Raw genomic sequence first — 18,030 nt, 5'->3', positions numbered from 1 at the left:
GCCGGTTGGCCGGTTTCAGATTCTTGACCCGGACATGCCATAAGAGCACGCTGTGCGCGTCCGCACGGCTACCCCACACTCCCACCCAGGAGAACGCATGCGGCTCCACCACCGCCGAAGGGCCGCCGTCACGGCGGCCCTTCTCGCGCTCGCCCTCGGCGCACCCGCCTACGGCCTGAGCGCGTCGGCGACCCCGCCCCCCGCCCCCTCGACCGCCACCCAGGACGAGGCGATCGTCCAGTACGAGATCCAGGGCCCGGCCACGGCGGCCGAACGCACCGCCCTGCTCCGTACCGGCGCCTCGATCGACGAGGTGGACGCGCGCTCGGTCGTCGTCAGCGCCGACACCATGCAGGCCAGAAGCCTGCGCGCGCTCGGCTACGAGCTCACCGCCCTGGCCGGCCCGCCGGACCGGTCCGACGGGCGCGGCGTCACCGCCGGGGTCAACGACTTCCCGTCGAAGGACGCGCTCTACCACAACTACGCCGAGGCGAGCGCGGAGATCGACCAGCGCATCGCCCAGTACCCCTCGATCATGAGCAAGCAGGTCATCGGGAAGTCGTACCAGGGCCGGGACCTCGTCGCCATCAAGATCAGCGACAACGTCGCGACCGACGAGGCCGAGCCCGAGGTCCTCTTCACGGCCCACCAGCACGCCCGCGAGCACCTCACGGTCGAGATGGCCCTCTACCTGCTCAAGGAGTTCGGCTCCAAGTACGGGACCGACTCGCGCATCACGAACATGGTCAACGGGCGCGAGATCTGGATCATCCCGGACCTGAACCCCGACGGCGGCGAGTACGACATCGCCTCCGGCTCCTACCGGTCCTGGCGCAAGAACCGGCAGCCCAACAGCGGCTCCTCGTACGTGGGCACCGACCTGAACCGCAACTGGGACTACAAGTGGGGCTGCTGCGGCGGCTCCAGCTCCAGCAAGAGCTCGGAGACCTACCGCGGCCCCGCCGCCGCCTCGGCACCCGAGGTCAAGGTGGTCTCGGACTTCGTGCGCACCCGCGTGGTCGGCGGAAAGCAGCAGATCAAGGCCGCCATCGACTTCCACACGTACAGCGAGCTCGTGCTGTGGCCGTTCGGTTGGACGTACAACGACACGGCGCCCGGGCTGACCGCCGACGACCTGGCCGTGTACAAGAAGATCGGCACCAGCATGGCGGCCAGCAACGGCTACACGCCGGAGCAGTCGAGCGACCTGTACATCACCGACGGGACGATCGACGACTGGCTGTGGGGCAACCAGAAGATCTTCGCCTACACCTTCGAGATGTACCCGACCGACTCCGGGAGCAGCGGCTTCTACCCGCCCGACGAGGTCATCGACCGCGAGACGGCGCGCAACAAGGACGCGGTGCTCCAGCTGCTGGAGAACGCGGACTGCATGTACCGCTCGATCGGCAAGGAGGCGCAGTACTGCGCCTAGCCGGGTAGGACCGCGTCCGGCCGGCTGCCCATGAACCGGTCCGCACCGGGGCGCCCCACCGCCAGGGGGGCGCCCCTCCGCCGTCCGGCCCCGGGCCTAGTCCTGCTTCGCTTCCCCGGCGTTGCGCCAGACCGTGATGTCGACGGTGATGTACCTGGTCTCCTCCTTGCCGCCCTTCCTGCCGCGGAAGGTCGCCACCGCGATGTGCCCGGCCTTGCTCAGCACGCAGACCTGCGACCCGTCCGTGAGCTGGTCGAGCCCGAGCTTCTCGGTGAAGCGGGTGACGGCGCGGCAGGTTTCCAGCGAGCCCTTCTCCGAGTTGTTCAGCAGGACCAGCTTCCCGTTGTCGCTGCCGAACCTCTCGTCGCCGAACAGGGTGTCCCGGTAGTAGTAGAGGTCCGCGTGCCCGTAGCTCACACCGGCTCCGCTCGGGTCCTCGGCGGGGCGCGGCGGGTTGTCGGCGAGCATCAGCTGGTAGTTCTGGGGCACGTCGATGCCCTGGTACGAGACCGGCTGCGGGTCGGCCGGCTTCTTGCTCCCGCCGGCCGAGTTGCTCCCGCCCGAGGTGCTGCCGGGCTTCCCGGACGTACCGCCCTTGCCGGAGTCCGGCAGCAGGGACCCGATGACCGCGAGCCCGATGACCGCGGCCACGACCGCCCCGGCGACGATCAGCCCGGTCCGCCTGGGCCGGGGCCGCGGAGCCGGCGCGAATCCCGTTCCCGGGGCGTGGAAGGGCTGCGGTGCGGCGTGGCCCGGCGCGTACGTGGGCTGGGCGTACGAGGGCTGGGGATAGGTGGGCTGGGGGTACGCGGGCTGGGGGTACGGAGGCGGCGTGTGCGGCTGCGGTGCGTTCGGCGGCGGCGTCCGGTAGCCGGGCGGCACCGTACCCGGCGCGGGCTGCGCCGGGGCGGCCTGCGTGGGCGCCGCGTGCGGGGGCTCGGCGGACAGGGCGGTCGGCGTGTACGACTGCGGCTGCTGCTGCGGCGGCGGAGTGGGGGCCGGTGCGGGCAACTGCTGCCGCCGCTCGGTGAGGGAACCGGCGACCGCCCGCGGCAGCCAGTCCTCGCCCTGGCGCAGCGGTTCGGCGGAGGCCGCGTTGCACAGCTCGATGATCTCGGTCAGCGTCGGGCGGTCGGCCGGGTCGCGGCTGAGGCAGCGGGTCACCACGGGCCGCAGCTCCTCGGGCAGCCCGCTGAGGTCGGGGGCCTCGTGCACGATCCGGTAGAGCACCGCGTGCGAGGGCCCGTCGCCGTAGACGGACGACCCGGTCGCCGCGAAGGCGGCGATCTGGCCGAGGGCGAAGACGTCGGTGGCCGGGGTGACCGTACCCGCCGACGCCTGTTCGGGCGCCATGAACGCCGGAGTGCCGATGCTGACGCCGGTGCTGGTCAGGGCAGTGCTGTCGGCCGCGCGGGCGATGCCGAAGTCGATGACGCGCGGGCCGTCGGAAGCCAGGAGGACGTTGGCGGGCTTCAGGTCGCGGTGGACGATGCCCGCGCCGTGGATGACGGTCAGCGCCTCCGCGACCCCGACGGTCAGCAGCAGGACGCTGCGCGGCGGCAGCGCACCGTGCTCGGCCACGGCGTGCGCGAGCGAGGGGCCGGGCACGTAGGCCGTGGCCAGCCAGGGCTGGGAGCCCTCGGTGTCGGAATCGATGACCGGCGCGGTGTAGAGGCCCTGGACCCGCTCGGCGGACCGCACCTCCTGCTGGAAGCGCCGCCGGAACTCGGGGTCCTCGCCGAACTCAGACCGGATCACCTTGATGGCGATGGGCCGGCCGCCCGGCGTGTAGGAGAGGTACACCTTGCCCATGCCGCCCGCGCCGAGCACCGCCGCCAGGCGGTAGCCGCCCACCACGGCCGGGTCGTCCGCCTTGAGCGGTTGGAAGAAGCCGGCCGAAGGTGCGCTGCCCATGCGGAACCATCCCCTGTCAACGGCGGTCCAGCTCCTGCCGACACGCCCCGAAGTCACCCGAGAGGGTACCCAATGCCCGGGCTGCCCGGCGCACTCCGATCCGGGGCACGGAGCCGGGGACCGGGTGCGCCGGGCGACGGACACCGGTCAACGGGCGGTCGGGGCCGGGGACCAGGGCCTGTCGTCGTGCGGCGGACGGGAGTTCGACGACAGGCCCTAGAGGACCGCGAGGGCGTCGATCTCGATCAGCAGGTCGCCCGGGAGGCCCACGTACACGGTGGTGCGGGCGGACGGGGCCTCCTTGAGGCCCTGCTCCTCGAAGTAGGTGTTGTAGATGCCGTTCATCTCCTCGAAGTGGCTGGTGTCCGTGAGGTAGACGCGCAGCATCATCACGTCGTCCCAGGTCGCGCCGCCCGCCTCCAGGACGGAGCGGACGTTCTCCAGCGTCTGGAGCGTCTGCTCGCGCAGGGTCGGACCGGCCGCGGTGGGCGGCTGCCCGTCCACGTGCGGGAGGAAGCCGACCTGGCCGGCCACCTGGAGGATGTTGCCCTTGCGCACGCCGTGCGAGAACTTCGCGGGCGGCGCGGTGTGGGTGTCGGGAGTGATCGCGATCTTTTCGGTCATGACCGGTTCCTGTCTTCCTGTTCGGGGTCCGAGCCTGAATACTCGCGGCCGATGGCATCGGCGGTCCGGCGTACGAGCGGGAGCAGTTCGAGCAGTCCCTCGGCGGAGAGGACCACTCCGGGGGCGGAGACGGACATCGCGGCGACCACGCGTCCACCGGGGCCGCGGACGGGGGCGGCGAGGCAGTTCAGCGCTTCCTCGTGCCCACCGAGATCGGTGGCCCACCCCTGTTCGCGTACGAGTTCCAGTTCGCGCAGGTAGGCGTCCGCGTCCGGGGTCGAGCGGGAGGTGTAGGCGGGGTACTCGATGCGCCGCGCGAGGGCCCGGCGCTCCTCCTCCGGCAGATCGGCGATGAGCAGCTTCGCCACGGCGGCGACCGTGAGGGGGACGGGACGGCCGATGCGGGAGTACATCCGCACCGGGTAGCGGCTGTCGACCTTGTCCACGTAGACGACCTCGTCGTCCTGGTGGAGGGCGAGGTGCACGGTGTGCCCGGTCGCCCGGTTCAGCTCCAGGAGGTGCGGATGCGCGATGTCGCGCACGTCGAGGTTCTCGACGGACTCGGCGGCCAGGGCGAAGAGGGCGGCTCCGAGCCGGTAGCGCCCGTCGCCCTGCCGGTAGACGAAGCCGTGTTCGTGCAGGGTCCGCAGCAGCCGCAGCGCGGTGCTCTTGTGCACGCCGAGCTCCTCGGCGACTTCGCCGAGTCCGGCCGGCCCCTTGGCCAGGGCCGGCAGGATCCGGAGCGCCCGCTCCACCGACTGGCTCACGCCACGTACCTCCGAGTCGCCGTCCTCCGGGTGCCGTCCTCCGGGTGCCGAGGGCCCGTTGACCCGCCGTCACCCGGGATGTTAGACAGCATGCAGCAACACGCGCAACGTCCGTTGCGGTGGACGCAATGCCCCGGGAGGCACACACATGCCCAGTGACCCCGTCCAGGCCCTCGCCGACGAGCCGGTGGACCACCGGTTCAAGGGGCTCCCCCCGGACGCCGGGCACGCGGGCCTCACCGTCGGGCAGCTCGCCGCCGAGCGGCGCAACCTGCACACCGGCGGGTTCACCACGCCCGTCCTCACCCTCGACGCCGACGCACTGAGCCACAACCTCGCCGCCCTCGGCAGCTACGCCGAGCGGCACGGCCTCGCCTTCGCCCCGCACGGCAAGACCTGCATGGCCCCCCAGCTGTTCCACCGTCAGCTCGACCGGGGCGCCTGGGGCATCACCGCCGCCGTCCCCCACCAGGCCCGCGTCTACCGCGCGTTCGGCATCCAGCGCATCTTCCTCGCCAACGAGCTCGTCGACGCCGCCGCCCTGCGCTGGGTCGCCGCCGAGCTCGCCGCGGACCCCGGCTTCCGGTTCGTCTGCTACGTGGACTCCGTGCGCGGGGTCCAGCTGATGGACCGGGCCCTCCAGGGGCAGTCCCAGCGGGTCGACGTGGTCGTCGAGCTCGGCGCCGGCGAGGGCGCCCGCACCGGGGCCCGTACCGACGAGGACTGCCGGGCCGTCGCCGACGCCGTGGCGGGCACGGCCACCCTGCGCCTGGTCGGCATCGCCGGGTACGAGGCCGAGGTGCCCGGCGCCGATCCGGACTCCGTGCACGCGTACCTGCGCCGGCTGACCGGACTGGCCGCCGAGTTCGACAAGGCCGGCCGGTTCGCCGCCGCGGACGAGATCGTCGTCAGCGCCGGCGGCTCCGCCTGGTTCGACGCCGTCGCCGACGTCTTCGCCGAGCTCCCGGAGCTGTCCCGGCCGACGCTGCGGCTGCTGCGCTCGGGCGCGTACGTCTCCCACGACCACGGCTGGTACACCCGACTGACCCCCTTCAACCGGATCCCCGAGGAGGGCGGACTGCGCCCCGCGTTCCGGCTCTGGGCGCAGGTCGTCTCCCGTCCCTCCCCCACCCAGGCGTTCGTCAACGCCGGCAAGCGCGACATCGCCTACGACCTGGGCCTGCCCGAGGTCGAGCTCGTGCGCGACCCCCTCAGCGGGGCCGAGCGCCCCGCTCCGGGCGTCCGCGTCGTCAAGCTCTCCGACCAGCACGCCTGGCTGGAGACGGACTCCGCCGGGGACCTGGAGGTCGGCGACTGGGTGGCGCTCGGCATGTCCCACCCGTGCACCATCTTCGAGAAGTGGCCGCTGATCCCGGTCGTGGAGGCCGACGGCACGGTCACCGAGTACGTCCGGACGTTCTTCTAGACCCATGGACCTGGTCATCCGCGGGGCCCGCGTCGTCGACGGCACGGGCGGGCCCTCGTACACCGCAGACGTCGGGATCCACGAGGGTCGCGTCGCCGCGATCGCCGGGGAGGGCGGGGGCGCCCGGATCGGCGGCGGTCGGCGGACCCTGGACGCCCACGGCCTCGTCCTCGCCCCGGGCTTCATCGACATGCACGCCCACAGCGACCTCGCCCTGCTCCGGGATCCGGACCACAGCGCCAAGGCCGCGCAGGGCGTGACCCTCGAAGTCCTCGGCCAGGACGGCCTGTCCTACGCCCCCGCCGACGACCGCACGCTGACCCAGGTGCGGGCCGCCATCGCCGGCTGGAACGGCACGGGCGAGGACATCGACTTCGACTGGCGCACGGTCGGCGGGTACCTGGACCGGCTCGACGCGCAGGGCATCGCCGTCAACGCCGCCTACCTCGTCCCCCAGGGCACCGTGCGCGCCCACGTCGTCGGCTGGGACGACCGCCCCGCGACCCCCGCCGAGCTCGACCGGATGCGCGCCCTGGTCGCCGAAGGGCTCGCGCAGGGCGCCGTCGGCATGTCCTCCGGCCTCACCTACACCCCGGGCATGTACGCGTCCGGCGCCGAGCTGAGCGAGCTGTGCCGCGTCGTCGCGCGCTACGGGGGCTACTACTGCCCGCACCACCGTTCGTACGGCCGCGGCGCGCTCGCCGCCTACGCCGAGATGGTCGAGCTGACCCGGGAGGCCGGCTGCGCGCTGCACCTCGCGCACGCCACGATGAACTTCGGCGAGAACGAGGGCCGGGCCCCCGAGCTGCTCGCCCTCCTCGACGAGGCCCTGGCCGGCGGGGCCGACATCACCCTCGACAGCTACCCGTACACCCCCGGCTGCACCACCCTGGTCGCCCTGCTGCCCAGTTGGGCGGGCGAGGGTGGGCCCGACGCGGTCCTCGCCCGGCTGCGCGACGACGCCGAGGCCGAGCGGATCCGCTACGCGCTGGAGGTGGAGGGCGCCGACGGCTGCCACGGGGTTCCCGTCGACTGGTCGACGATCGAGATCGCCGGGACCACGGACCCGGCCCACGGGGCGTACGTCGGCACGCGCCTGCGCGACTGGGAGAGCGCCCGGCGGCTGCTGCTGGCCGACCGGCTCGGCCCGAGCATCCTGCAGCACGTCGGGCACGAGGAGAACGTACGGGCGATCATGCGCCACCCGGTCCACACGGGCGGCTCGGACGGCATCCTGCAGGGCGCGAAACCGCATCCGCGGGCCTACGGCACCTTCCCGCACTACCTCGGGCACTACGTGCGCGAGCTGGGTGTCCTCTCCCTGGAGGAGTGCGTCGCCCACCTCTCCGGCCGCCCCGCCGCCCGCCTGCGGCTGCCGGACCGGGGGCTGGTGCGCGTCGGCCACCGGGCCGACCTGGTCCTCTTCGATCCGCTGACGGTCGCGGCCGGGTCCACCTACGAGCGCCCGCGCGCGAAGCCGGCCGGGATCCCGTACGTCCTGATCGACGGCCGATTCGTCATGCGGGACGGCCGCAGGACGGACGTCCTCGCCGGGCGGGCCGTCCGTCGCACACCGCACGGCGGCCGCTGAGCCCGCCCTGGGCCGGCTCTTCCGGATCTTGCCGTCCGACCCCCGACGCCTACGATGGGCGACATGCTCGCCTTCGTCCCCGCCGCCCTCTTCCTCCTCCTCTTCGGGGTGAGCGTCCGGGAAGACCGACGGCGTTTTCGCAACGCGGTCTACCTGGGTCTCACCTTCATATTCACCTCCGTGGGACTGCTGTCCCAGATCACGTTCCTGCCGCACCCGCTCGCCACGGCCCTGGTCGCGCTGGTCCTGCTGGTGCCCGTGGTCGGCACGCTCGCGCTCGGCGTCTTCCTGATCGGCAACGGTCTGACGATGGTCCGCAAGGAGGGCCGCAGCCCGGGCAACCTGCTGTCCTTCGGCGCGGGCGTCGGGATCTTCCTCCTCGCGGCGTTCGTCCTCGTGACGGCCAACACCGGACCGCCGGCCCTGGACGCCGTACTGGTCGGCGTGGTCCTCCTCGTCGCCTACGTCTCCTTCCTCTTCCTCTGCTTCCTCGCCTACGCCTACCTCTACGGCCGGATCAAGGTGCGCGGTGACGTCGACTACGTGGTGATGCTCGGCTCCGGGCTCGTCGGCGGCGACCGGGTCCCGCCGCTGCTGGCCTCGCGGCTGCGCAAGGGCCGGCAGATCCACGATGCGCAGATCGCCCGGGGCGGGCGGGTGCCGCTGCTCCTCACCTCGGGGGGCAAGGGCACCGACGAGAAGCTCGCGGAGGCGCGGGCGATGGCCGACTGGCTGATCGCCGAGGGGGTGCCCGCGGAGCACCTGCGGCTGGAGGACCGCTCCCGCACGACGGAGGAGAACCTCCAGTTCTGCCGGACGGTCATGGAGACGGGCGATCCCTCCTACCGCTGCGTGGTCGTCACCAACAACTTCCACGCCTTCCGCGCCGCGATGATGGCCCGCAAGGCGGGGGTCAACGGGCAGGTACTGGGCTCGCCGACCGCGAGGTACTTCTGGCCGAGCGCGACGATCCGCGAGTTCGCGGCGGTGTTCTGGGAGCACCGGACCGTCAACCTCAGCATCTGCGGCGGCATCGTCGCCCTGACGGCGGCGCTGGCGCTGTCGGCCTGAGCGCCGACGTGCGTTCATGGGGGCACGGCCGGAGGATGGGGCCAGGGGGACACCGCAGGAGGTAGCGATGGACAGTGAATCGGACCAGCAGCCCCAGCGCCCGGCCCACCTCTACACGGGTTCCGAGCGCGCGTACGACCCTGAGGACCTCGTGATGGCACGCGGCCAGGACCCGACTCCGGAGCGGGTCGAGAAGGCTCGCAAGCTGATCGAGAAGGAGGGCGCGAAGGCGCTCGAACGCTACCTCCCGTAGGCGGGACCGGAAGACTGGACCGGAAGACGGGGCGGGCGGGCCGGGGCGGCCCGCGCACAGCGGCCGCGCGGCCCGCCCCGCCCCAGGTGCGCCACGGGAAGCGCGCATCCAGAATCGGTGGATGCTCGTTAGCCGCGCGGGGGGCCGATCCGAAGGACGACGCACGATGCTGACCACCGGTACCCCCTCCCGCACCCCCGTCGACTGGGACCACCCGGCCGACCCGCCGCCCGGCCGGCGCCTCGCGCACGTACGCGCGTACGTGGACTCCTCCGGCGCCGACGGGCACCTCTGGCACGGTGTCCCGACGCTGCTGCTGACCACCCTCGACCGGCTCTCCGGCCGGCCCGTCCGCACCCCGCTGATCTACGGGAGGGACGAGGGCCGGCACATCGTCCTGGCGACCTCCGCCGAAGGCGTCGAGGGCATCCCCTCCTGGTACCGCGACATCACCGCCTGCCCTGAGGTCCGCCTCCAGGTCGGCGCGCTGACCGCGCAGGCCCGCGCCCGCACCGCGACCGCGCTGGAGCGGGAGACGTACTGGGAGGTCATGACCGCCCTGTGGCCCGCCTTCGAGGACCAGCAGGCGGCGGTCGCCCCCCGGGAGATCCCCCTGGTCATCATCGACCGCTGATCAGGCGGCCAGGGCCCGCGCGATGTGATCAAATTCCTTCATGATCGCGCTCCCCGCCAACGACCGCGGCACGGCCAGGCTTTGGACGGCGAGCGCCCTGTCCTCGGGGTCGACCTGGGTCATGCAGATCAGCCTGTTCATCCAGGTGCTGCGGGACTCCTCGCCCGCCGTACTGGCGGCCGTCGAACTCGTCGGGACCCTGCCCGCGCTGGCGTTCATGCTGGTGGCGGGCGCCCTCGCGGACCGGTTCGACGTACGGCTCCTGGCCGTCGGATCCATGGTCGCCCAGGCCGCCTGCGTCCTGGGCATGGCGTTCTTCCTGGACCACGGCATCTGGATCACCGCCGCGCTCTACGGGCTCCAGGGTCTCGGCAACACCCTCTGGCCGCCGGCCCGCCAGCAGTGGCTGTACGGGATCGTGCCGCCTGAGTCCCGGCCCGCCGCCAATGCCCGGCTGGGCTCCGTCTCCGGAACGATGACCGTCGTCGGCGCCTCGCTCGGGGGCGTGTTGGCCGGCTGGAACCCGGCCGGTGCCATGGCCGTCGCGTGCGCGCTGCAGGTCCTGGCCGCCGTACCGCTGCTGGCACAGACCCGGCGGCCGCTCCCGCACGCGGAGCCCGCGGAGCCCGTCCGGGAGCGCGGGGCGGCCCGCGAACCGCTGCGCAAGGAACTGACGGCGGGGCTGCGGGTGCTGCGCGTTCTGCCGCTGGCACGCTCCGTCGTCTGGATCGGCATCGCCTGGGGCTGCATCGGCGGGGCCTACGACATCCTGCTCGCCGCCTACGCCACGGGCCGCCTGGGCGGCGGCGGCGCGGTGCTGGGCGCGCTGTACGTGACGGACGGGATCGCCGTGATCCTCGGCACGGTGCTGGCCGCCAGGATCGCGGTGCGCCGCCACCTGTCCGCGTACACCGCGGCCTACGTGTTCCAGGGGCTGGCCTGGGGCGCCTTCTTCCTCGCGGGGCACCCGGTCGCGGCCGTCGCGCTGCTGGGCGTGATGCGGCTGGCCAGCGGCGTCGTCATCGCGCTGGACACCACCATCCTGCTGGCCACCGTCCCCGCGGCCGTGCGCGGGCGCGTCTCCAGCCTGCACATGACCACCTACGGTGCGATGGCCCGCGTCTCCCTCGCCCTCTTCGGCGGCCTGCTCGTGGTCTCGGACGTGCGGACCGTCGGCGTCTGCGCGGGCGCCGCGTCGGTGGTGCTCGGCGCGCTCTGGTGGTGGCGGCGCGACCGTGAGGCCGGGCGCCGCTACCCGGCGGCCGTGGCCGGGCGGCCGCAGCCGCAAGCGGCCGGCGCCACCGCTAACGCGTCCGCCTAGTCGAAGTCGTACGCGTCCGGTGCGCACCGCGCCGCGGGCGCGCGGAGGTACCCGGGCCCGCTGGCATCGCCGGAAGACACCCGTCACGCGGGGCTTGCGACCCCACCCTTCGGGTCGAAGGTCCACAGTCTGTCCGACCATGGGTTTATGCGGTTTTAACCGTGTTACAACTGGAACACGGCGCCGCAAATGGCGCAATTCCCTTCGCTGTTGCCCCAGCCCACGCAAGCGCTGCCTGCTTGGCAACACACCCCGTTTCCTCTGGAGGAAGCAACGTGAGTACAGCCGAGCAGACGGCCGCGTCTGCCAAGAAGAGCTCCCCGGTGATGGCGGTCATGCAGCGCCTCGGCCGCAGCCTGATGCTGCCGATCGCCGTGCTGCCCGCCGCCGCGCTCCTGATGCGCTTCGGCAACGGCGACATGCTGGGCAGCGAGTCGTTGCCGGGCTGGGTGAACGAGATCGCCAAGTACATGGCGGCCGGCGGCAACGCGGTCTTCAGCAACCTGGCACTGCTCTTCGCCGTCGGCATCGCGGTCGGCTTCGCCAAGAAGTCCGACGGCTCCACCGGCCTCGCGGCCGTCGCGGGCTACGTGGTCTTCTCGAACGTGCTGGGCAAGTTCACCGACGGCAGCGTGCCGCAGGTGGAGGCGGTCGTGGACCACAAGGTCGCCCTGGTCGACGCCCCGGTCAACGCCGGCGTACTCGGCGGCGTCGTCATGGGTATCGTCGTCGCCCTGCTGTACCAGAAGTTCTACCGGACCAAGCTGCCCGACTGGGCGGGCTTCTTCGGTGGCCGCCGCCTCGTCCCGATCCTGTCCTCCTTCGCGGGTCTGGTCATCGGCATCGTCTTCGGTCTCATCTGGCCGGTGCTCGGCAAGGGCATCCACGGCCTCGGCGAGTGGCTGGTGAACTCCGGCGCCGTCGGCGCGGGCATCTTCGGTGTCGTCAACCGCGGGCTGATCCCCGTCGGCATGCACCACCTGATCAACTCCTTCCCGTGGTACCAGGCCGGTGAGTACAACGGCGCCCACGGCGACATCGCCCGCTTCCTCGCCGGTGACCCGAGCGCCGGACAGTTCATGACCGGCTTCTTCCCGATCATGATGTTCGCCCTCCCGGCGGCCTGCCTCGCGATCGTCCACTGCGCCCGCCCCGAGCGCCGCAAGGTCGTCGGCGGCATGATGTTCTCCCTCGCGCTCACCGCCTTCGTCACGGGCATCACCGAGCCGATCGAGTTCACCTTCATGTTCATCGCCCCGGTCCTCTACGCGATCCACGCTGTCCTGACCGGTGTCTCCATGGCCCTGACCTGGGCGCTCGGAATGAAGGACGGCTTCGGCTTCTCGGCCGGCGCGATCGACTTCTTCCTCAACCTCGGCATCGCGTCCAACCCGTGGGGGCTGGCCGGCATCGGGCTCTGCTTCGCGGCGCTCTACTACTTCATCTTCCGCTTCGCGATCACCAAGTGGAACCTCCCCACCCCGGGCCGCGAGTCCGACGAGGAGCTCGCCGAGATCCTGAAGGCCGAGGCGAAGTAACCGTGTCCGCGCAGCGCACTCCCGGCCGGGGAATGGATCGCGAGGAGCGCCGGGAGCTGATCGCCTGCGTGGCACGGGCCAGGGGCCACGTCCGGGTCGCGGACCTCGTACAGGAGCTGGGCGTCAGCCGGATGACGATCCACCGGGACCTCCAGCACCTGGACGCCCAGGGCCGGATCCGCCGGATCCGCTCCGGCGCGACCTCGACGGCCTGACGGCCTGACGGCCTGACGGCCCCGAGCATCACCCCGGGAGCAGGGGCGGGGCGCCATCGACCGACGGTGGCGCCCCGCCCCTTTCCGCATTCGCGTTCCCGCGCGGTCGCCGAGGAGCTCAGACCCCCGCGAGCAGCCTCCGGCACGCCACGCGCTCCGTGACCGGGCAGGCGGCGGCCAGGACCGTCACCGCGGCCGCGGCCGGGACCGGGACCATCGCCTGGGCCTCGTCGCCCGGGGTCGAGAACACCGCATCGATCACGGCGGGGTGACGAGCGCAACACCGGTCCGGCCCCTTCCTCCGACGCCACTCGTTCCGCAGGCCGGAGCGGCGGACCGGCCCCGGTTTCCAAGGGACTGTGGCGCTCGTACCCGCGCTTCGCGCGAAAGGGGACATATCGGTCCGGGATCCACCCCTCTCCTCCGGGTCGAATACCGGAGCGCTCCCGCATCCGGACCCGTAAGCTCCCGTCATGCAGGTGATCCAGTCAACGAAACTCGCCAATGTCTGCTACGAGATCCGCGGACCCGTCCTCGAAGAGGCGATGCGGCTCGAAGCGGCAGGTCATCGCATCCTCAAGCTCAACACCGGCAACCCCGCGGCCTTCGGCTTCGAGTGCCCGCCGGAGATCCTTGAGGACATCCTCCGCAACCTGGGCACCGCCCACGGCTACGGGGACGCGAAGGGGCTGCTCTCGGCGCGCCGCGCGGTGATGCAGCACTACCAGACCAAGGGCATCGACCTGGACGTCGAGGACGTCTACATCGGCAACGGCGTCTCCGAGCTGATCCAGATGTCCATGCAGGCGCTGCTCGACGACGGCGACGAGGTCCTCGTGCCGGCGCCGGACTACCCGCTGTGGACCGCCTCCGTCTCGCTGGCCGGCGGCACCGCCGTGCACTACCGCTGCGACGAGCAGTCCGACTGGATGCCCGACCTCGCCGACATCGAGCGCAAGGTCACCGACCGCACCCGCGCGATCGTGATCATCAACCCGAACAACCCGACCGGCGCCGTCTACGACGACGAGATGCTGCGCGGGCTGACGGACATCGCCCGCCGCCACAACCTGATCGTGTGCTCGGACGAGATCTACGACCGGATCCTCTACGACGGCGCCACGCACACGAACACCGCCGCCATCGCGCCGGACCTGCTGACCCTGACCTTCAACGGGCTCTCCAAGAACTACCGCGTCGCCGGTTACCGCTCCGGCTGGATGGCGGTGTGCGGGCCCAAGAAGCACGCCTCCTCGTACATCGAGGGCCTGACGATCCTGGCGAACATGCGGCTCTGCGCCAACATGCCCTCCCAGCACGCCATCGCCACCGCGCTCGGCGGACGCCAGTCGATCAACGACCTGGTCCTGCCCGGCGGGCGGATCCTGGAGCAGCGCGACACGGCGTACGACCTGCTGACGCGGATCCCGGGCATCACCTGCGTGAAGCCCAAGGGCGCGCTGTACCTCTTCCCGAAGCTGGACCCGTCGGTCTACAAGATCAAGGACGACCGGCAGATGGTCCTCGACCTGCTGCGCGAGGAAAAGATCATGGTCGTGCACGGTACGGGCTTCAACTGGCCCGAGCCCGACCACTTCCGGATCGTGACCCTGCCGAACGCGAAGGACCTGGCCGACGCGGTCACCCGGATCGGGAACTTCCTCGACGGCTACAGCCAGCCGTAGGCCGGTGGAGCGGACCGCGGCCGTCAGCCGCCGGTCCGCTCCAGGACCGCCCGGTACAGACGGTCGATGAGGTACCCCTTGCGCTCGATCGTCACGTCGAAGTACCTCGCGCTGAGCTCGGAGCGGCACACGGAGTGCACCGCCGCCTTCGCCGCGCGCTTGAGCGCGACCGCTTCCGCCGCGAGCGACACGAGCGTCTCCCGCAGGTCCCGGTGGCCGAGCACGAACGCCTTCAGCCGCTCGCCCGCCAGCTCGCCCGACGCCCGCTGAGCGGCGGGGGCGGAGTCGAGCAGTTCGAGGAAGACCCGGTTGCTCAGCTGGTCGAAGTCCTCATGGGTACGGGCGAAGCCGAGTTCCGGCACGAAGCCGGCCAGGTCGTTGAACAGCTGGCTGGCCAGTCCGAGTCCGCGCATCGCCCCGTCCAGGGTGCACCGCTCCTCCTCCACGACGCCCAGGGCCGCCACCGCCGCGTCCAGTGGCATCCGGAACAGGGTTCCCGTCTTGAGCGCGGCCATCGACTCCCAGAACTCCACCCGCTCGCCGCGGGGCGCGGCCATCAGCTCGGCGCGGGTGCGGGAGGTGCGGGTGGAGATGTCGACGGCCTGGCCGGTGAGGCCCTGGCCGACCGCCCGCAACAGGCTCCGTACGACGGCGGGCTCGGCCGCGTGCTCCAGGGCCGCCGTGATCAGCAGGGTCCCGGTGTTGAGGGCGAGCGGCACCCCGTGGGCGACGTGGAGCGCGGCCTCGCCGTAGCGCATGCCGCTGCCGTCCTGGATGTCGTCGATCGCGACGGCGGCCTTCAGCAGGACGCGCACCGCCACGGCCGCGCGGCGGACCGCCGCCAGGTCCGCCGGGTCGGCCTCCTCGCCCGCCCCGCCGGGGAACCCCCGGTAGTTGCGGTAGGCCCAGTACACCATCGAGGGGCGCAGCGGGGCCCGGCCTACGGGCGCCCCGGCGGCGGGCGCCAGCGCCTCCTGGCCCACCTTGGATCCGACGGCGTCGGCGACCGGGGCGTACAGGGAGCGCAGCAGCGCCGCGTCGTACACGGACGCCTGAGCACCCGGGCCGGCCCCCGCGGTGACCAGCGAGCCGAGGAAGGCCGCCAGGTCCTCCTCGAGCAGGGCCGCGTCGCCCCGTACCACCGTCTCCACGCCCGACACGTCCACCGTCGCAGTCACTCCACACGTTCTCGAGCATCATCCGAGGACAAAATGATGATCGTTGCGCCCGGGTACGACAAGACGGGTTCACGCCGACGCGCAGGAACAAGATTCAGCTCAACTTTAGAACTAATCCAATGTAGGATGGTCTCCTGACCACGCAGGAGGCCCTCATGTACGAGCCGATTCGCACCAAGGCGGTCGACCCCCGCATAGGCGTCCACCGCAGCGACTACCCCCGCAGCAGCCGCTCGGAAGCCCTGGACATCCAGCTCGGTGGCCACCTCGCCGCGCTCCTCACCGTCACCGACGAGCTCGGCCTCGACGATGCCGCCGCCGAGATCGCCGCCCAGGTGACCCGGCTGCGCGGCTCGCAGCCCGCCCGCGCGCCCCATGGGCGCGGCGACGGGCACGATGCCGAGGACGTCGCCTCGCTGCACCGCCGGGCCCACGACCTCGCCGCCCGCGCCCTGCTCGTCGCCGCGTCCCGCGCCGACACCACGGTCGCGATCCTCGCCGCCGAGCGCATGGACGCGCACGCCGCCGCGCTCGACTTCGCCGGCGCCCACTGACGGCCCCGGTCCGGGGCCGCGGAGGCTCCGGACCGGGTGCCATGCACTGCGGGACCTGAACCCCCAGCCCGCCCAGCTGCCGCCATCTGCCCGACGGGCCGGAAGAGCGCCCCGGGCCGCGCCGGGGGACCTGGGCATCACGGGCCCGCGCGGGGGGTCGGGGTGAACTCCGCCGCCGCGATGCCGCACCAGGGGATCGTCGCCGGGGGCCAGACGGGGCCGAGGGCCCCGCCGCGCTCGGTCGCCGCCGGGGGGAGACCCGGGATCCTCATCAAGGTCTGCGGACCGCGGGCCACCGGGGCCGACGGGGTCGCCGTCGGTGGCGCCGGCTGTTCGCGGAACTCCACCGTGACCACGTACGCCCCCGGCATCAGGAAGCGGTTCACCGCCTCGACCGTGGCCGTCACGCGGCGGCTCGCCGGATCGATTCGGCAGTCGGTGATCCGTACGTCGTCCCGCGCGGCCCCGGCCGGACGCGCGGGCGGGACGCCGCCGGCCCACACGTACAGCCCCAGCGGGGCGAAGACCAGCAGCCCCGCCACGAACACCAGGGCGACCAGCCAGCCCTGCCACTTCAACGCGCTCACGCCCATGGCACGATCCTCCCGGCCCTCCGCCCCGCTCACCAGCACCCGCGGGCCCACACAGCATTTCGAAGTGGGACCGCCTCGTCACCTGACGTTCATTCAACTCAGCGCGGAATGTGGGTTTCCGCGAGCACGCTGCACCCGTGAGACGCATCCTAGGAATCGCCCTGGCGGTCCTCCTGATCGGCGGCGTGATAGCCGCCATCGCCCTCGGAGGAACGAAGCCGGAGGGCACGGCAACGAAGACCGTGCGTGGCGTCATCGGTTCGGAGAAGTCCGAGTTCTTCCGCGACCCCGACGTGACCAAGGCCCTTGCGGACAAGGGCTACACCGTGAAGACGGAGACCTCGGGCTCCTGGGCGATGGACCAACTCGCCCTGAAGGAATTCGACTTCGCCTTCCCCAGCAGCAGTGAACCCGCCGGGGAGATCGAGGCGGCGGCCGGGGTGAAGGGCGCCCAGAACACCAAGCCCTTCTTCTCCCCGCTCGTCGTCGTCGCCCGGGCGAACGCCGCCAAGGTCCTCGCCGACCGCGGCCTCGTGAAGATGAACGGCAAGAACTCCGGCACGCTCCTCCTCGGCCCCTTCCTGAAGGCCGCCGCCGAGGACAGGACGTGGCAGCAGCTCCAGGGCGGCACCACCGCCTACCCCGAGCTGGCCGGCACGGTGTTCGTCAAGACCACCGACCCGTCCACCTCCAACTCCGGCGCGCTCTTCCTCGCGACCACCTCGAACGTCGCCAACAACGCCACCGTCGTCTCGGACGACGCCGGTATCGAGCGGACCGCGCCCCTGATGCGCAAGCTGATCTCCGTACAGGGCGCCCTGGAACAGAGCACCGACGACCCCTTCCGCTCCTTCATCAGCGGCAGCGGCGAGCCGCTCATCCTCGCCTACGAGTCCCAGGTGGCCAGCCTGCTGCTGCAGAAGCAGGTGACGGGCGACGTCGGAAGCATGGTGGTGCTCTACCCGGACACCACCGTCAACTCCCCGCACACCTTCGTACCGATCAGCGAGCGGGCCAGGGAGCTCGGCAGCCTGCTGGCCACCGACCCGAAGCTGCGCGCGCTCGCGATCCGCCACGGGTTCCGGCCGCAGGAGGGGGTGGCCGAGTTCACCGCCGCCACCGCGCCGCACGCCGCGTACCTCAACCCGGGGCTGACCGGCATCCGCCAGGTCGGCGCACCGACCGTCAAGGTCCTGATGGCGCTGGCCGCGCGCGCCAAGGGATAGGGGGA

19 protein-coding genes are annotated in these 18,030 nt (G+C 72.1%); 12 read left to right on the top strand and 7 right to left on the bottom strand.

The features are described 5' to 3' along the window. The first annotated feature begins 97 nt into the window (after positions 1-97). Positions 98-1,435 (top strand): M14 family metallopeptidase, encoded by a 1,338-nt coding sequence (locus OG389_RS24115; protein ID WP_328300529.1) that lies wholly within the window; start codon positions 98-100, stop codon positions 1,433-1,435. Positions 1,436-1,531: 96 nt separating this feature from the next. Here the strand turns inward: OG389_RS24115 and OG389_RS24110 are convergent, their stop codons facing one another. The 3 genes from OG389_RS24110 to OG389_RS24100 all read right to left on the bottom strand — a co-directional run bounded on the left by OG389_RS24110 (position 1,532) and on the right by OG389_RS24100 (position 4,740). Then, entirely contained in the window at positions 1,532-3,349 is a 1,818-nt protein-coding gene (locus OG389_RS24110) for a serine/threonine-protein kinase (RefSeq protein ID WP_328300528.1), read from the bottom strand. 216 nt (positions 3,350-3,565) lie between these two features. Continuing rightward, complete coding sequence (locus tag OG389_RS24105) at positions 3,566-3,973, bottom strand: RidA family protein (protein WP_328300527.1); 408 nt, start codon at positions 3,971-3,973, stop codon at positions 3,566-3,568. Then, complete coding sequence (locus OG389_RS24100) at positions 3,970-4,740, bottom strand: IclR family transcriptional regulator (RefSeq protein ID WP_328300526.1); 771 nt, start codon at positions 4,738-4,740, stop codon at positions 3,970-3,972. The genes OG389_RS24105 and OG389_RS24100 overlap by 4 nt, the downstream gene beginning before the upstream one ends. A 148-nt stretch (positions 4,741-4,888) precedes the next feature. Here OG389_RS24100 and OG389_RS24095 point away from each other — a divergent pair, with 148 nt between their 5' ends. From OG389_RS24095 to OG389_RS24075, 5 genes are all read left to right on the top strand, one after another. Then, a complete protein-coding gene (locus OG389_RS24095; protein WP_328300525.1) occupies positions 4,889-6,166 on the top strand; it encodes an amino acid deaminase in 1,278 nt (425 codons plus the stop codon). Positions 6,167-6,170: 4 nt separating this feature from the next. Continuing rightward, positions 6,171-7,757, top strand: coding sequence for an N-acyl-D-amino-acid deacylase family protein (locus OG389_RS24090; protein ID WP_328300523.1), 1,587 nt, complete (start codon positions 6,171-6,173; stop codon positions 7,755-7,757). A 63-nt stretch (positions 7,758-7,820) separates the two neighbouring features. Then, positions 7,821-8,828 (top strand): YdcF family protein, encoded by a 1,008-nt coding sequence (locus tag OG389_RS24085; protein ID WP_328300522.1) that lies wholly within the window; start codon positions 7,821-7,823, stop codon positions 8,826-8,828. Positions 8,829-8,895: 67 nt separating this feature from the next. Further along, positions 8,896-9,081, top strand: a complete 186-nt coding sequence (locus tag OG389_RS24080; RefSeq protein ID WP_328300521.1) for a hypothetical protein — start codon at positions 8,896-8,898, stop codon at positions 9,079-9,081. 166 nt (positions 9,082-9,247) lie between these two features. Then, positions 9,248-9,715: a nitroreductase/quinone reductase family protein gene (locus OG389_RS24075; protein ID WP_328300520.1), complete on the top strand. Its 468-nt coding sequence runs from the start codon at positions 9,248-9,250 to the stop codon at positions 9,713-9,715. Here OG389_RS24075 and OG389_RS24070 read toward each other — a convergent pair whose 3' ends face one another. Further along, positions 9,716-9,838 (bottom strand): hypothetical protein, encoded by a 123-nt coding sequence (locus OG389_RS24070; RefSeq protein ID WP_328300519.1) that lies wholly within the window; start codon positions 9,836-9,838, stop codon positions 9,716-9,718. It lies immediately after the preceding gene. Here OG389_RS24070 and OG389_RS24065 point away from each other — a divergent pair. From OG389_RS24065 to OG389_RS24055, 3 genes are all read left to right on the top strand, one after another. Beyond that, a complete protein-coding gene (locus tag OG389_RS24065; RefSeq protein WP_328300518.1) occupies positions 9,837-11,036 on the top strand; it encodes an MFS transporter in 1,200 nt (399 codons plus the stop codon). The genes OG389_RS24070 and OG389_RS24065 overlap by 2 nt on opposite strands. Before the next feature lie 275 nt (positions 11,037-11,311). Continuing rightward, the gene (locus tag OG389_RS24060; RefSeq protein WP_328300517.1) at positions 11,312-12,574 is read left to right on the top strand and encodes a PTS transporter subunit EIIC; all 1,263 of its coding nucleotides are present in this window, start codon (positions 11,312-11,314) and stop codon (positions 12,572-12,574) included. Positions 12,575-12,576: 2 nt separating this feature from the next. After that, on the top strand, positions 12,577-12,789 hold the full coding sequence (locus OG389_RS24055) for a DeoR family transcriptional regulator (protein ID WP_328300516.1): 213 nt from the start codon (positions 12,577-12,579) through the stop codon (positions 12,787-12,789). A 118-nt stretch (positions 12,790-12,907) separates the two neighbouring features. Here OG389_RS24055 and OG389_RS24050 read toward each other — a convergent pair whose 3' ends face one another. Beyond that, positions 12,908-13,039 (bottom strand): hypothetical protein, encoded by a 132-nt coding sequence (locus tag OG389_RS24050; RefSeq protein WP_328300515.1) that lies wholly within the window; start codon positions 13,037-13,039, stop codon positions 12,908-12,910. Positions 13,040-13,262: 223 nt separating this feature from the next. Between OG389_RS24050 and OG389_RS24045 the strand changes: the two genes are divergently transcribed. Continuing rightward, complete coding sequence (locus OG389_RS24045; RefSeq protein ID WP_328300514.1) at positions 13,263-14,474, top strand: pyridoxal phosphate-dependent aminotransferase; 1,212 nt, start codon at positions 13,263-13,265, stop codon at positions 14,472-14,474. 23 nt (positions 14,475-14,497) lie between these two features. Here the strand turns inward: OG389_RS24045 and OG389_RS24040 are convergent, their stop codons facing one another. Beyond that, positions 14,498-15,652: a polyprenyl synthetase family protein gene (locus OG389_RS24040; RefSeq protein WP_328300513.1), complete on the bottom strand. Its 1,155-nt coding sequence runs from the start codon at positions 15,650-15,652 to the stop codon at positions 14,498-14,500. Positions 15,653-15,807: 155 nt separating this feature from the next. On the opposite strand from OG389_RS24040, the gene OG389_RS24035 reads away from it, so the two are divergent. Continuing rightward, positions 15,808-16,206 carry an SCO4983 family protein gene (locus OG389_RS24035; protein WP_328300512.1) on the top strand — a complete coding sequence of 133 codons (399 nt, stop codon included), beginning with the start codon at positions 15,808-15,810 and terminating at the stop codon, positions 16,204-16,206. A 137-nt stretch (positions 16,207-16,343) separates the two neighbouring features. Here the strand turns inward: OG389_RS24035 and OG389_RS24030 are convergent, their stop codons facing one another. Next, entirely contained in the window at positions 16,344-16,793 is a 450-nt protein-coding gene (locus OG389_RS24030; protein WP_328300511.1) for a hypothetical protein, read from the bottom strand. Between the two features lie 143 nt (positions 16,794-16,936). On the opposite strand from OG389_RS24030, the gene OG389_RS24025 reads away from it, so the two are divergent. Next, positions 16,937-18,025, top strand: coding sequence for a hypothetical protein (locus tag OG389_RS24025; protein ID WP_328300509.1), 1,089 nt, complete (start codon positions 16,937-16,939; stop codon positions 18,023-18,025). Positions 18,026-18,030 lie beyond the last annotated feature (5 nt).

Origin of the sequence: Streptomyces sp. NBC_00435 (assembly GCF_036014235.1) — a bacterium.
GTDB lineage: Bacteria > Actinomycetota > Actinomycetes > Streptomycetales > Streptomycetaceae > Streptomyces.
Note: the sequence above shows the minus strand (reverse complement) of the source record. Positions and strands in the feature narration are given on the sequence as shown.